The sequence below is a fragment of the Salinigranum salinum genome (assembly GCF_009176545.1).
Classification (GTDB): Archaea; Halobacteriota; Halobacteria; order Halobacteriales; family Haloferacaceae; genus Salinigranum; species Salinigranum salinum.
Genome location: NZ_VTOJ01000001.1, coordinates 1,220,448 through 1,233,887 on the forward strand (window position 1 = coordinate 1,220,448; position 13,440 = coordinate 1,233,887).

Annotated in this window: 13 protein-coding genes and 1 tRNA gene; 12 read left to right on the forward strand and 2 right to left on the reverse strand. The window is 61.4% G+C overall.

Annotated features, from left to right (window positions below; translation table 11 throughout):
• Positions 1-391 precede the first annotated feature (391 nt).
• Positions 392-1,021 (reverse strand): uracil-DNA glycosylase family protein, encoded by a 630-nt coding sequence (locus FZP69_RS05765; RefSeq protein ID WP_192918483.1) that lies wholly within the window; start codon positions 1,019-1,021, stop codon positions 392-394.
• Between the two features lie 221 nt (positions 1,022-1,242).
• On the reverse strand, positions 1,243-1,716 hold the full coding sequence (locus FZP69_RS05770; RefSeq protein ID WP_152040393.1) for a DUF5793 family protein: 474 nt from the start codon (positions 1,714-1,716) through the stop codon (positions 1,243-1,245).
• 86 nt (positions 1,717-1,802) lie between these two features.
• On the opposite strand from FZP69_RS05770, the gene FZP69_RS05775 reads away from it, so the two are divergent.
• The 12 genes from FZP69_RS05775 to FZP69_RS05825 all read left to right on the forward strand — a co-directional run bounded on the left by FZP69_RS05775 (position 1,803) and on the right by FZP69_RS05825 (position 13,439).
• Positions 1,803-2,306 carry a DUF7549 family protein gene (locus FZP69_RS05775; protein ID WP_152040394.1) on the forward strand — a complete coding sequence of 168 codons (504 nt, stop codon included), beginning with the start codon at positions 1,803-1,805 and terminating at the stop codon, positions 2,304-2,306.
• Positions 2,307-2,432: 126 nt separating this feature from the next.
• Positions 2,433-4,073: a type II/IV secretion system ATPase subunit gene (locus FZP69_RS05780; RefSeq protein WP_152040395.1), complete on the forward strand. Its 1,641-nt coding sequence runs from the start codon at positions 2,433-2,435 to the stop codon at positions 4,071-4,073.
• Between the two features lie 7 nt (positions 4,074-4,080).
• Positions 4,081-6,213 carry a type II secretion system F family protein gene (locus tag FZP69_RS05785; RefSeq protein ID WP_152040396.1) on the forward strand — a complete coding sequence of 711 codons (2,133 nt, stop codon included), beginning with the start codon at positions 4,081-4,083 and terminating at the stop codon, positions 6,211-6,213.
• Positions 6,214-6,419: 206 nt separating this feature from the next.
• The gene (locus FZP69_RS05790) at positions 6,420-7,067 is read left to right on the forward strand and encodes a class I SAM-dependent methyltransferase (RefSeq protein WP_152040397.1); all 648 of its coding nucleotides are present in this window, start codon (positions 6,420-6,422) and stop codon (positions 7,065-7,067) included.
• 178 nt (positions 7,068-7,245) lie between these two features.
• The gene (locus FZP69_RS05795) at positions 7,246-8,262 is read left to right on the forward strand and encodes an NAD(P)/FAD-dependent oxidoreductase (protein WP_152040398.1); all 1,017 of its coding nucleotides are present in this window, start codon (positions 7,246-7,248) and stop codon (positions 8,260-8,262) included.
• 184 nt (positions 8,263-8,446) lie between these two features.
• Positions 8,447-8,517, forward strand: a tRNA-Gly gene (locus tag FZP69_RS05800).
• Positions 8,518-9,144: 627 nt separating this feature from the next.
• Entirely contained in the window at positions 9,145-9,441 is a 297-nt protein-coding gene (locus tag FZP69_RS05805) for a hypothetical protein (RefSeq protein WP_152040399.1), read from the forward strand.
• Between the two features lie 120 nt (positions 9,442-9,561).
• Positions 9,562-9,738, forward strand: coding sequence for a hypothetical protein (locus FZP69_RS22405; RefSeq protein ID WP_192918484.1), 177 nt, complete (start codon positions 9,562-9,564; stop codon positions 9,736-9,738).
• A 238-nt stretch (positions 9,739-9,976) separates the two neighbouring features.
• Positions 9,977-10,810 carry a hypothetical protein gene (locus tag FZP69_RS05810; protein ID WP_152040400.1) on the forward strand — a complete coding sequence of 278 codons (834 nt, stop codon included), beginning with the start codon at positions 9,977-9,979 and terminating at the stop codon, positions 10,808-10,810.
• Complete coding sequence (locus FZP69_RS05815) at positions 10,807-11,715, forward strand: hypothetical protein (RefSeq protein ID WP_152040401.1); 909 nt, start codon at positions 10,807-10,809, stop codon at positions 11,713-11,715. The genes FZP69_RS05810 and FZP69_RS05815 overlap by 4 nt, the downstream gene beginning before the upstream one ends.
• Complete coding sequence (locus tag FZP69_RS05820) at positions 11,708-12,595, forward strand: hypothetical protein (protein ID WP_152040402.1); 888 nt, start codon at positions 11,708-11,710, stop codon at positions 12,593-12,595. Before FZP69_RS05815 ends, FZP69_RS05820 begins: the two co-directional genes overlap by 8 nt.
• On the forward strand, positions 12,588-13,439 hold the full coding sequence (locus FZP69_RS05825) for a hypothetical protein (protein WP_152040403.1): 852 nt from the start codon (positions 12,588-12,590) through the stop codon (positions 13,437-13,439). Before FZP69_RS05820 ends, FZP69_RS05825 begins: the two co-directional genes overlap by 8 nt.
• The last annotated feature ends 1 nt before the right edge of the window (position 13,440 follow it).

Sequence of the window (13,440 nt, forward strand, 5' to 3'; positions counted from 1 at the left end):
CCGCCTCTCCCGTCCACGCTCGGCGTGCGACCAGCGGACGGACGAGGGCAGCCATCGCTCGGGAGGACGGAGGCAAACGGGGACCGCGTCGGACGCGGGCCCCGGACTGACCAAGCCACTGCGAGGAGCACCAGTCCTGCAGGTGCCTGACGCGCCCGGCGGAGTCGGTACCACGCGCGCCATGAAGTCGTTAGACGGATGTATTGAAAAAGGTGGTGTTAGTGCCAATTACGACCATATATCCGTTTCAAGACGAAAGAATCGTGTGTTACTATGCCATCTTGTTGAATACGAACGACTCAGTTCCACACAGACGTCGACGTGCGGTCCGTCCGACGTTCGGAGACACTCCTCTCCGAACGCGCCCCGTCGACACTGGCGACGACCGTGGTCACCGAACGTGGTACGGCTGATCGCCGGCGATGAACCGTCCGAGATCGACCTCGCGGCGGTAGTCGGTCCGCTGGAGCTCTCGGAGCCCGGCCACGAGGCGGTCGTGGTGCGTGTCGTCCCACTCGGCGGGGTCGACAACCGGGACGACGAGAAAGCCCGATCCACGGAGTTCGGTGCCGTGCAGCGCGTCCATGTCCAGCGGCGGGTCGACCGCCCGGGCGGTGTAGTTTTTCAGGACGTGCGCGGTCGCCCGGGGACCGACGGGGACGAGCACGTGCGCGGCGATCGCGCGGAGTTCGGCGTCGAAGTACCGCTCCATCTCGGTGTACGACGCCTCGTCGGGCGTCCCGTCGGTCGGCACACACATGTGGAGGTACGAGAGGAAGGTCCGCTCGACGTCCGGTTCGTCGCCCGCCGTCTCGAGGAGTCCCGCGGCGACCAGCGCGTCCTGCAACCGGTAGCCGGCGTCGTTCGTGAACGGGACCCCGGTCTCGGCCCCACCGTGGACGCCCGGATGGTCGCCGACGACGTGGAAGTGGGCGTTGGCGTCGCCGTAGCCGGGGACGTACCGTGGACACGGCGGCTCCATACCGAAGGGGTTCCTGATTCGATCCGTGACGTTCCTCACGGCACGGCGTACGGCGGGGATGACTAAATCGGTCCGGTTTCGGGACGGTCGGTCACGTGGAACGCATCCGACCGGGTTCGCGACGGGCGCGACACCGACGGAGGGGCGGACGAGCGCGAGACGTGGGCACGGACTCGACGAGAGAGCAGCGATACGAGACGAGAAGCGTCCGGGTGGCCGAGGCGACGACGTACTCCGGTCTCACGCGTTCGTTCCCGGTGTCACAGCTCGACGCCGGAGGGAATGAGGCTCTCCGACCGGAGGAGGTTCCCCTCGGCGTCGTACACCAGGAACGTCCCTTTCTCGTAGACGACGAGGTCGTCGTCTTCGAGGGTGATCTCGACCCGGTACTGGCCGTCGTCGGCGTCGGCGGTCCGGCCGAACTCGCGTGCGGCACGGATGAACCGAAGGACGTCCTCGGCCGACTCGTTGAGCTCGAGGATGAAGTCGCCCGTCATCCGGTTCGTGACGCCGACGACACCGCTCGCGTCCTCCGTGTCCAGCGCGTCGACGAGACGGAACGCGACGTCGATCTCGGACGCGGCGAGGAGTTCGCCGTCCCCTCCCGTCAGCCGCTCTGTGAGCAGTTCTCTGGGGCCGTGGAAGTCGATACGCACCAGTGGCTTGTGGGGTTGTTCCCCCGCGTCGACCCAGTCGACGTCGCGGACGTCCAACGTGAAGTAGTCGCGCCTCATTCGACAGGCCAGCCTAAGGTGTGCCTCCGTATGAACGTAACGCCCGGCGGCGACAGCTTTTTTCACTCGGGCCGTCCCCACGCGGTATGGTTTGGGTCCGCTCGGAGTACGCCGGGGAACTCGCCGTGCTGTCGGCGTGGCTGACGGCCTTCATCCCCTGGAACGTGACGTTCTCCTCCGTCGCGGGCGGCAGCGTTCTGTTCGTTCGCTTCCCCTTCGTCCAGGTTCGGTACACCTACGGCGTCCCGTTCGCACAGGGTGTCGCCGTCGCGGACCCGCTCTCGGCCATCGCGTTTCAGGCCGGCAACTCCATCGCGGTCGCCTACCAGGTGTGGGCGGTCGGCGCCGGCGTGTTCGCCCTCGCCTTCGTCTTCTCGATCGTCTACTACGTCGCCGAGGAACGGGTCGAGGCGTTCCCCGTCGACCCCGTCCGACTGATGGGCGTCCTGCTCGGCCTCTCGGGGCTGATCCTCGCCGCGTCGACGTACCTCCTCGCGACCCGTGGCTTTCCGGGGGTGCCGATCCCAGTCGGCGTGGCGTTCCTCCTGCTGTTCGCCGGCGTCCTCCTCACCATCGAACGAACCGACTGACCGGTGGAAACCCCACACCGTCCACCGGTGGTTCGCTCGTCGAGTCCGAATCTCACGGCTGAGAAGCCCGGACGAACGTTTTTATCCCCCGGAGTGGGATCTGTGATAAGTCATACAATCTGATATATGTCGGGACACACACTCGACGGCGAACCCGACGCGGCCGCGACACCCGTCGGAGACCACGCCGAACGCGACCTCCTGAGCGAACTCAAGCGGACGCTCTCGGTGCTCCGTGGTGGACAGTTCGAGGTTCCCCCGCTTCGACCAGGTACCGACGGCCCGCTGAGCCGCTTTTCCGTCCCCGCGAACAACGAGGAGGTCGAACGCTACTGGGTGAACGCGCCGTTCGCGTACGTGGTCGTGACGTACGACACGGAGGCGAGCGAACACCTGTATCACGTGGTCGAACCCGACCTCGATGCCTCCGAGTCGGCCCTCCTCGCGCGCATCCGGCGCGACATCCGCGAGCCGCTCCTCTACCACGACGGCGCCGACCCCACCGGCGAGCAGACGCTCCGGACGGAGCTCGCGTCGGTGCTCGGCGAGTACGGGATCGACGTCGCGCCCGCCACGTTCCACACCTTCCTCTACTACCTCCTCCGCGACTTCCGGGGGTACGGGCGGACGGATCCGCTCATGCGCGACCCACACATCGAGGACATCTCCTGCGACGGCTACGACCTCCCCATCTTCGTCTACCACGACACCTACACGGACATCGAGACGAACGTCGCCTTCGACCGCGAGGCGCTGGACCACTACGTCGTCAGGATGGCCCAGCGATCCGGCAGACACATCAGCATCGGTGACCCCGTCATCGGCACGACGCTCCCGAACGGGTCACGCGCCGAACTCGCGCTCGGCGAGGAGGTCACGCCGCGGGGCTCCGCGTTCACCGTCCGGATGTACGCCGACGAACCGTTCACGCCGATCGACCTCGTGCAGTTCGGGACGTTCTCGATCGAGCAGATGGCGTACCTGTGGCTCTGTATCGAACACAACCGGTCGCTCATCTTCGCCGGCGGGACGGCCTCGGGGAAGACCACGTCGATGAACGCCGTCTCGATGTTCATTCCGCCACGTGCGAAGGTGCTCAGCATCGAGGACACCCGCGAACTGTCGCTTCACCACGACAACTGGCTCTCCTCCGTGACGCGACAGCGGCTCAACGAGGGGACCGACATCGACATGTACGACCTCCTCCGTTCGGCTCTCAGACACAGGCCGGAGTACATCATCGTCGGCGAGGTCCGCGGCGAGGAGGCCGTGACGCTGTTCCAGGCGATGAACACGGGACACACGACGTTCTCGACGATGCACGCCGACAGCGTCGAGACGGTCATCAACCGGCTCGAGAACGAGCCGATCAACGTCCCCCGACCGATGGTGCAGTCGCTCGATCTCCTCTTGGTGCAGACGCTCACCAGACTGGACGACGAACGGGTGCGACGGTCGAAGACCATCGGCGAGGTCGGGAAGATCGACCAGCGGACCGGCGAACTCGACTACGCGAGCGCGTACTCGTGGAACGTCGAAACGGACAGCTTCGACCGCCACGACAGCACGCTGCTCGACGAGATCCGTCGCGACCGCGGGTGGACGCAGACGGAACTGCGCCGCGAACTGCGAAACCGCGAACGGTTCCTCCGCGTCCTCGCAGATCGGGGTGTGAACGATTACCGGCAGTTCACCGCGCTCGTCAACGAGTACTACGCCCACCCCGACGAGGTCCTCGAGTGGCTCGACGCCGCCCAGGAGCCGTGAAGCCGGCATGGTCCTCCACTACCTCCCGCTGGTCGCCGTCTGTGGGCTCTGTCTCGTCGTCGTGCTCACCCCCGTGAGCACGACCGCCGATCGGCTGGTCTCGCTCGTCGCGTTGCGGCTCTTCGGCGACTACGTCTCCCGCGAGACCGACCGCCGAGACCGCGAGCTCGAGCGGATGCGGGCCGCGCACGTCGGCGGTACCCACCGCCGGTTCGCCGCTCGGACGATGCTCGTCTCGCTCGTGTTCGGGATCACGGGCGCCGTCGTCGGCGTCTACGCGGCTGCCGGTGTTCTCTCCGTGCTCTCGGCCGAGCCGACGGCCGTCCGCGAGTCGGCGCCCCCGATGCTGGGCGTGCTCGGCGATCTCGCCCGACTGTCGGCGATCGACCTCGGGCGACTGTTCGTTGTCACCGCCGGGGTGAGCCTCACCGTCGGTCTCCTGCTCGCGGTGATCGGCTACTGGTCGCGGTGGGTCTACCTCGGTCAGGTGGCACACGCCCGGCGGAACGCGATCGACGCGTCGCTCCCCCGGACCGTCGCGTTCGTCTACGCGCTGTCGCGGTCGGGGATGCCGTTCCCGTCGGTGCTCACGACGCTGGCGAAGAACGAGCACGTGTACGGCGAGGCCGCCCGCGAACTGGCCGTCGCCGTCCGCGAGATGAACGCGTTCGGGACCGACGTCGTCTCCGCGCTGGCCACCACCGGCGAGCGGACGCCGAGCGACGATCTCGAGGAGTTCGTCGAGAACCTCGGGAACGTCCTCTCGAGCGGCCGGAGCCTCTCGTCGTTCCTCCGGCTGCAGTACGAACGCTACCAGGAGGCGGTTGAGGCCCAGCAGGACAAGTATCTCGACCTGCTGGCGGCGTTCGCCGAGATCTACGTCACCGTCCTCGTCGCGGGGCCGCTGTTCGGTATCACGGTGCTCGTCGTCATCGGTCTCGTCATCAGCGACACGACGCTGCTGATCCAGCTCATCACGTACCTCGGCATCCCGCTCGCGAGCGCTACCTTCATCGTCTACATCGACAGCATCACAGAGGCGCTGCGCGGGCCGGGGTGGCAGAGCGCGCTCGACGTCGCGAACGACGAGGTTCCGGACCGTCGCCTCGTCGCGGCCGACGCGTCGCTCGCCGCCGACGGCGGCCACGCGGCCGCCGACCGGACGACGCTCGCCCGTCTCGACGCGTACGACCGGCTCGAACCGCTCCGTCGCTGGCTCTCCGACCCGTACGAACAGCTTCTGCGGCGACCCACCGCGACGATCTACTTCACGCTGCCACTGATGCTGCTCTGGTTCCTCTTCCGGATCGGCTTCGAGCGGGCGTCGCCGTCGCACGTGGCCGCCGTGCTCGGATCGCTCTCGGCGCTCGACCTGACCACGGTCGTCACCCGGTTCGACGGGCCGCTCATCGAGGCGTCGATCGTCATCCTCGGTGGGATCTCGCTGGTCTACGAGGCGCGGAAGCGTCGGTACCGGAGTCTCGAAGACGCGACGCCCGACTTCCTCGACCGGATGGCGAGCGTCAACGAGGCGGGACTGACCGCGATCGAGAGCATCCACAAGATCGCACGGACGGATCTCGGCTATCTCGGCGAGGAACTGCAGCGTGCCTCGCATGACATCTCGTGGGGTGCCGACGCGTCGACGGCACTGCGGCGGATGGCCAACCGGAGCCACGCACCGTCGCTCCGACAGTCGATGACGCTCATCACCAACGCGATGACCGTCAGCGGCGACATCTCTCCCGTGTTGCGGATCGCCGCCAACGAGGCACAGAGCGCGCGGCAACTGCGTCGCGAGCGCCGGCAGGAGATGGTCATCTACCTGCTCGTCATCTACCTCTCCTTCTTCGTCTTCCTCGGCATCATCGCGGCACTGACCGTCTCGTTCATTCCCGCGATCGAGGAGGCGGGTCGCTCTCCGGTGCTCAACAACGGTGCCGTCTCCGTCGGGATCTTCGCCGGACTGCGCGACGTCCAGACCGACGGCTACCGACTCCTGTTCTTCCACGTCTCGGTCGTTCAGGCGGCGTGTTCCGGGCTCATCGCGGGACAGCTCGGGGAAGGGAGCGTCTACGACGGGCTGAAACACGCGACGATCCTGCTGATCCTCGCGTACGGCCTCTTCGCCGTCCTGTGACGGTGCGCTCTCCCACGAGGAGGCTGACTGCCGAGCGGCGGCTGCGGTGACGGCGCTGACCCTGCACCACGGCCGGCGACCGTCGACGGGTCACCGCTCCCCGTCCGCCCCGTTGCGGTGTCAGGAGGGCAGGCCTGCGACGTCGAGAGGGCAGCCCTACGGCATCGAGAGAGTCGGTTTTAGTACGCGTGTGTCGACGTCCGTGTATGGCCGACGACCTCCGGCGGACCTACGACCGCATCGCCGAACACTTCGCCGCCACCCGGGAACACGCGTGGCCGGAGGTCGAGTCGTTCCTCGACGGCCGAACCGGGCGGTGGGCGGTCGACGTGGGCTGTGGGAACGGTCGCCACACCGAACTGCTCGCGGCTCACGCTGACGTCGCCGTCGGATTCGACGTGAGTCGCGGGCTGTTGGCCGAGGCCGAGGCTCGCGCGGCCGACCGCGGGTTCGAGACGGCGCTCGTCCAGGGCGACGCCGCCGCGCTCCCCTTTCACGACGGGCGGTTCGACCTCGCGGTGTACGTCGCGACGCTGCACCACCTCCGACCCAGAGCCCGCCGCGTCGCCAGCCTCGACGAACTCGCCCGCGTCCTCGCTCCGGGGGGACGGGCGGTCGTGAGCGCGTGGGCGACCGTCCACGACCGGTTCGCCGACGAACACGCCGACGCCGACGCCGGCTTCGACACGCACGTCGACTGGACGCTCCCCGGTGGCGAGACGGTCCCCCGGTTCTACCACATCTACGCGCCGGCGGAGTTCCGCGCCGACCTCGACGCCTCGAGGCTCGTCCCTACCGAGGTGTTCGTCTCCAGCGGCAACTGCTACGCCGTGGTCGGCCCGGCGTCGGCGTGACTCCGTCCGTGTGCGGGACCGGGCTGGACGGCAGACGACCGACGCGACGGCCGGGACGCGGCAGTCGTCGATCGGTCAACCCCCCCGCCGTTCGTGTGGTATGTCGACACACGTCGGGTGGATGTGCGCGGCGCACGAACGTCCGACGTTTATGCTTCCGCAGCCCAATCTGTGAGTGATGGCTGATTCGTCTACTGTCAGGGAGTTCGAGGTCGTCGTCGTCGGTGGCGGACCGGCCGGGCTGACGTCGGCGCTGTACACCACGCGACTGGGACACGACACCGCGCTCGTCGACCGCGGCGGCGGCCGCGCGGCGATGATGCTCGACACGCACAACGTGATCGGCGTGCCCGAGTCGGTGTCCGGCAACGAGTTCCTCCAGACGGCCCGCGACCAGCTCACGGCGTACGGCACGGAGCTCGTCCGCGACTTCGTCACCGACGTCTCTCGCGACGAGGACGGCCGGTTCCGACTCGGCGGCAACGAGGGCGAGTACGTCGCCGACCGCGTCGTGCTCGCCGTCGGCTTCAACGACGAGCGTCCGAAGCCACCGCTGCCGCGGACGGGCCGTGGCCTCCACTACTGTCTGCACTGCGACGCGTACATGTTCGTCGACGAGTCGGTGTACGTGATGGGGCACTCCGACTCCGCGGCGTACGTGGCGATGATCATGCTCAACTTCACCGACGAGGTGGACATCCTGCTGCGGGGCGAGGAGCCCACGTGGAGCGACGACACCGACCGGCTCGTTCGCGCCCACCCGGTCGACATCGTCGAGGAGGACGTCGTCGGGCTCACGAAGGACGACGACGGCTGGCTGGAGAGCTTCGAGTTCGCGGACGGCCAGGTCAGAGGGTACAAAGGTGGGTTCGCCATGTACGGCTCGAACTACAACACGGGACTCGCGGAGCAACTGGGCGTCGCGCTGACCGACGACGGGACCATCGACGTCGACGACCACGGCCGGACCTCGGTGGACGGGGTGTACGCCGTGGGCGACATCGTCCCCGGCCACAACCAGATCCCCGTGGCGATGGGGATGGGCGCGAAGGCCGGGATCGCGATCCACATGGAACTCCGGGAGTTCCCGAAGTCGCTCGAGGAGATCGAACGCGAGGGCCCGGTCGACGGCGAATCCGTCCCGGGGATGTCCGAGGAACTGCGCGAGACGGCGCGGGCGCACGGCGACGACTGACAGCAGCGGATCGGGCCGTTCGCTCGGGTCCCGGGCGACCGAGTGACGTGTCCGTCCTGTCGTGAACGAGCGAGTAACGTAACACCCTTATCCCGTCGTTGGATACGGTGGAGTGAACGCTTCGCTTCGACGCCGGTGGTGAGCGATTCCGTCGGAATCGCGAGCCTCGGAGCGAACGAAGTGAGCGCCGGTGGTCTAGTGGTAGGACCTGAGCCTTCCAAGCTCATGGCCCGGGTTCGAATCCCGGCCGGCGCATTCTGCGAGGAACGGACGTGACGAGCGAATGCGCCCCGAAGGGATTCGAATCCTGCCAGTCGCGCGCAGCGAGGCACGAGCGAGCACGTCTGGCTCCGGTTCGAATCCCGGCCGGCGCATTCTGCGAGGAACGGACGTGACGAGCGAATGCGCACCGAAGGGATTCGAATCCTGCCAGTCGCGCGCAGCGAGGCACGAGCGAGCACGTCTGGCTCCGGTTCGAATCCCGGCCGGCGCACTATAGCGGCCTTCTCTCCCGTGTTTTCGGCAGAATCCGGTGATCCACCAGTGACATGGAAAAAGCTCAGGACCCACCCCTCGAAAACAAAGGTCAACGCCGTACAGCGGCTTTAAAAACTATCCGGACTATCTCACTAGAAAACAGAACATCCAAAGGTGGTATCGAATGATAATTCGACAAGAAGAGACGGTGTGCGGTGTGAAGCCGGTTTCGAAACATGCCCAGAAGCAGTTGAATCTGCGACAAGTTGAGGACTACCGCAGTCACCGGAAGCAATTGATCCAGTGGATGGCTCAATTGGGTAAAGACCCTGAGAAAGCGGAGGGGTACGCCAGTGAGACGGTAAAACAGCGTGCGTACCGTTTGGACAGGTTTTACCGCCGGGTGTGGAACGAACAGGAGGAAGGATACACCACGCGGATGAGTATATGCGGTATCTCGCGGTTCAGGACCACTCGTTGAGTTACAAGACTTCGATGCAGAAGGCGGTGAATACTCTGTTCAAGTTCCAGGACTTCAAGAACAAGGAGGACGCCGGTTGGGAGCCGGAGATCAAGTTCAACAATGACTCCACAAGCCATAACCCGCGTGGCTTCTTGACTGACGTGGAGCGCCGGAAGCTCCGTGAGGCCAGTCTTGAACATGGTTCTGTCCCACACTACAGTTTGGTCACTTCTGAATAGCGTGATTGCTGGAAAGCATACTCGCACAGCGGTTCGGGAAGCCGAAAGATGAGATCGGGTTGAGTGACTGGGAACGTGCGAACAGCTTCAAAATCCCTTCCTTGGTGAATACGAGTTTGGATGCAGGTCTTCGGCCTGTGGAGGTGGCTTGTGCAAAGGTTTCGTGGGCGTGAGCTTGAGCACGTGGAGAAGCATCTCTCGAAGGACTTCGAGGTCTGGATTGTCTGTCAGAATCATGCTGTTCTAGAGGATATCTTGTCAAACCTTGTCGAGAGGATGAAAATGAAAATCGGTTAGTGGTTAGGCTAGTCTCTGAGATTGATAAAATGATCTGACATTTCTGTTTCAGAGATGAGAACAATACGTAGCAATTCGGCGTTTAGATGGCTATGTCCTGGAAGAAGCTAGGATCGCTGTCAATCCTATAGCTGTAGTTTGGATGGAAATAACAGACAAGAATTTCATAGCAGAATACGATTTATCAATGCATAATATAATACCAAGAGTTAAGTTGGAGGCAGACCCCTGTCAGGACATGATTGAGGAGTTGGAAAAGCAAGCACGTCGATATCAGGAAATTCAAGACGAACTCGGCTCAATTCAATCTCAGTTGCAGGAAGCAAGGAGTGAAAAGTTCGGAACAGACTCCTCGGAGACAGAAGAGCGTGCCCGTGCGTTTTTCGCGGATGTAACTGATAACGGTGGTGAGATTGAGGATATTGACGAGTTAAAAGAGAAATTACGGCAGACACAAGCTGAACGTGAAACAACGAGAGACAAGCTTTGGGATCTGTTGAAGAACTTCCAGCTTCCGCTTGATCATTCTATCAAGCAGACCGATGATGGACTCGTAATGTTCCCTTACGACCGGGAACTCACTCCTGAGGTCACCCAAAGCATCGAAGACGTCCTTACCGATGTAGATCTCACAAAAAATGGGGTTCAGATGGGCCAGAACGCGGTCATTGCCGACACGGACGATGTAGAAGAGGCGATGGACATGGTTCAGAACAGAATCGATAAAATCCGTGCCAGCGCCAACATCCGTGGCGAAATCGATCAAGAAGTAGAGAACCTCCGCAGTCGAGATGAGAAACTCGTGAAGGCACTATATGTATTACACAAAGAGGAACACCCTCTGTCGAAAGCTGAACTCGAGGATCGTATCGAAGTGGAGGACGGCGCACTACGAGGTGTGCTCTACTATTCGTTCAAAAACGACGAGTATCTGACAAAGAACGGAAAGGAATTCTCGCTCTCCGAACTTGGTGAGATGGTAATGGAGCAGTACGCTCAGCATTACAACCCCTTCTCCGACAGCACTGACGCGGGACCAGACACAGATACCACCCAGGAGGAACTTGCATGACAGAACCTGTAGACAACGAAGAGAAGAACGACATACCAAAAGATGAACTCCCAATTCGAGACCTAGTAGATCAATATTTTGAGGCCCTGGATAGCGATATCGATAAAGAGAGACGCTCAGAGATTACTGAAACCATCGAGGCTCTAGAGGTCCGTCACGAGAAGTTCGTTAGAGAGTACGGTGACGACGACCCCGAGACAGTTGATCTAAGAAAACGTATAGACGAACTCACTGAAGAGCAAGAACAGATTGATATCTCTGAACGACGGGCAGAGGTACTCGCCGATGAAATAGCCGAGAGAGTAGTTGGCTTTCGACTGACCGAGGAATGGCTGGACGGCCGAGTGCTTGAAGGAGTTAACCATGTGCTTGTGGGAGAACGTGAACCGCAACTCCTTGTGGAGGGTGTGCGGGTTGACGAAGAACTCGATGCGTCCTCATTAGATGAAATCCGCCGTCTCGATCTAATCGACACGGTTCGACAGCTGGCAAAAGACCGGCTTGGCACGAGTACCGAGGCAGGCGATGTCTGGAACTCGATTCAAGGAAGTTCCTACGAGGTGCCCTTCTTGACGGTGGCTACTGAGGGTGAAGCCACTGCAAAAGATGTTCTGAGCCATGTCGATGAGGATATTTCTCGAGATACTGCTGGAGCCAGACTCCGAAATGCATCCAACAAGCTCAGCATGAATCCATACTTCCGGACTGATGGAGTGTATTCGCTTTCAACTGTAGGAAAGTATCTTCTCCGGGAGTATGCTGAATACACAGACGACGATCTGACTGAGAAGAGTGAGAATGTCGAGAGAGGTGAAGACGAAAAAGGTGAGAGAGACGGATCACTCTCGTCATTCACAGATAAAATCGATCAGGTTACCGCTGACGGAGGTGACGAAGATGAGTGAAGAAAGCGAGGAGAAACTAACCGGCCCTCGAATAGGAGATCTTGCAAGAGAATATCTTGAAGCTGAGACCGAGGGTCCTGATCACAGCGAACGCCTCGCTAAGCTTCGAGAACTCCGATCAGAGCTGAAGATCCGGCGAGAGGATTACAGCGAGCGTTTCAGCCCGAGCCATCCGATCGTGAAACGGATAGATAAGAAGATTGAGTCAATAGATGCCGATATCGAGGATTTAGAGCAGGAACAGGAAGTTCAAGAGTCCCTGAGAGATGACTTTCTCAAGATTTCTGAGCAGTTTGAGCTAACTGAGGAATGGCTTCAACCGATAGCGCTTCGGGCGCTAAACCATGCACTGTATGGTTCTGAGAGGGAGGACCTGATTATCGACAAGACCCGTATCGAAACCGTAGAGGACGTGACTGAACTCTCGTATCTTGAACGGCTGGACTTCGAGGAAAAGATGCTCCGAGTGATCGAAGATGCACGAGGGAACTCATCACATACAGACGAGATCTGGGAGTGGGTCCAGCAGGAAGATCGACTTGAGCTGTTCGCCGTTATGTCCAGCGAAGCCTCGGCCGACAAGAACCGGCTTAGCGATGTCTTAGGAATTGAATCAAAGACCGCGAAGAACAGGGTTGAGTACCCTATCTATCAGCACGGGCCAGAGCTTACACCCTACCACAGTGAGGGCGGCACCTACAGGCTCACTACACCAGCACGGTATGTGGCAGCGAAGCACGGTCCATTCGAATATAATGAAATGGAGAAAGAGGTGGAAGAAACTGCGACCGGGGAAGACGAAGGAACGCTCTCGTCTTTCGCTCAGGTTGATGATCAGGGAGACGAGGTTGCGGTAGATGGAGGTGATGTGGATGAGTAGCGCTGAGCGACCCGATGACGACTCGGTTGAGCGTTCGGTTGAGACGGTTGCGACGGAATACCTTGAAGAAGTTCGTCGGGACCAAGATTCGGACAAGCGACTTCCAGAGCTCAGGTCAAGGTTGGAGGAGAGAAAGGCGATGCGAGAAGAATTCGCCGACCGTCACGCTGAAGATAGCCCTTTTCTCCGCCGGTATGATCAGAGTATTGAGGAACTGGAAGCTGAGATCGAGGAAAAAGAAGCAAAACTACATCAACATGGACGGCTGAAGGAGGAACTGCTGGAACTGTTCAAGGAGTTTGAACTCGCGGAACCCTGGCTGAACTTAAAAGTGCTCCAAGCGTTCAATCACGCAGTAACTGGTAAGGAGCAAGATTCCATCGTTGTTAGTCAAATCTCAATTTGCAGTCCAGAAGATCTGACCGAAGTTGATGAGGAGACCAGGTGGCGAATTGAAGACGAAATCGTGTGCTTGGCGACCGAGGAACAAGGCGAGGCAAATCATACCAATAAGATCTGGGAGTGGATGCAGGAGCATGATTATGACGAGGGGTTCGCAGTCGTGGCTTCAAAAAATGGGGCGAACGCTGCCCAGGTTGCAGAGGTATTAGGGCAGGAGCAGAAAGAGACGAGGAACCGTCTTGATAGGCCAATCTATCGGCGGGATCGTTTTGTACCGTATTACAGAGTGGATGGGGAATTCAAGCTCTCGACGGCGGGCCAATATCTTGCCTCGAAATATGGTCCGTTTGAGTCAGGAAAGAACGGCAATAAGGACTCCGATAACTCTGATGACTCTGGTGATGACGGCGATGGTCAGATGAGTTTTGAGGACATGGAGTAAA

What these genes read in the sequence shown, in the direction of transcription:
- FZP69_RS05770 (WP_152040393.1), bottom strand. Translation starts at nt 1,716, where the DNA reads ATGAGGCGCGACTACTTCACGTTGGACGTCCGCGACGTCGACTGGGTC.
- FZP69_RS05775 (WP_152040394.1), top strand. Translation starts at nt 1,803, where the DNA reads ATGGTTTGGGTCCGCTCGGAGTACGCCGGGGAACTCGCCGTGCTGTCG.
- FZP69_RS05780 (WP_152040395.1), top strand. Translation starts at nt 2,433, where the DNA reads ATGTCGGGACACACACTCGACGGCGAACCCGACGCGGCCGCGACACCC.
- FZP69_RS05785 (WP_152040396.1), top strand. Translation starts at nt 4,081, where the DNA reads ATGGTCCTCCACTACCTCCCGCTGGTCGCCGTCTGTGGGCTCTGTCTC.
- FZP69_RS05790 (WP_152040397.1), top strand. Translation starts at nt 6,420, where the DNA reads ATGGCCGACGACCTCCGGCGGACCTACGACCGCATCGCCGAACACTTC.
- FZP69_RS05795 (WP_152040398.1), top strand. Translation starts at nt 7,246, where the DNA reads ATGGCTGATTCGTCTACTGTCAGGGAGTTCGAGGTCGTCGTCGTCGGT.
- FZP69_RS22405 (WP_192918484.1), top strand. Translation starts at nt 9,562, where the DNA reads ATGCAGGTCTTCGGCCTGTGGAGGTGGCTTGTGCAAAGGTTTCGTGGG.
- FZP69_RS05810 (WP_152040400.1), top strand. Translation starts at nt 9,977, where the DNA reads ATGATTGAGGAGTTGGAAAAGCAAGCACGTCGATATCAGGAAATTCAA.
- FZP69_RS05815 (WP_152040401.1), top strand. Translation starts at nt 10,807, where the DNA reads ATGACAGAACCTGTAGACAACGAAGAGAAGAACGACATACCAAAAGAT.
- FZP69_RS05820 (WP_152040402.1), top strand. Translation starts at nt 11,708, where the DNA reads ATGAGTGAAGAAAGCGAGGAGAAACTAACCGGCCCTCGAATAGGAGAT.
- FZP69_RS05825 (WP_152040403.1), top strand. Translation starts at nt 12,588, where the DNA reads ATGAGTAGCGCTGAGCGACCCGATGACGACTCGGTTGAGCGTTCGGTT.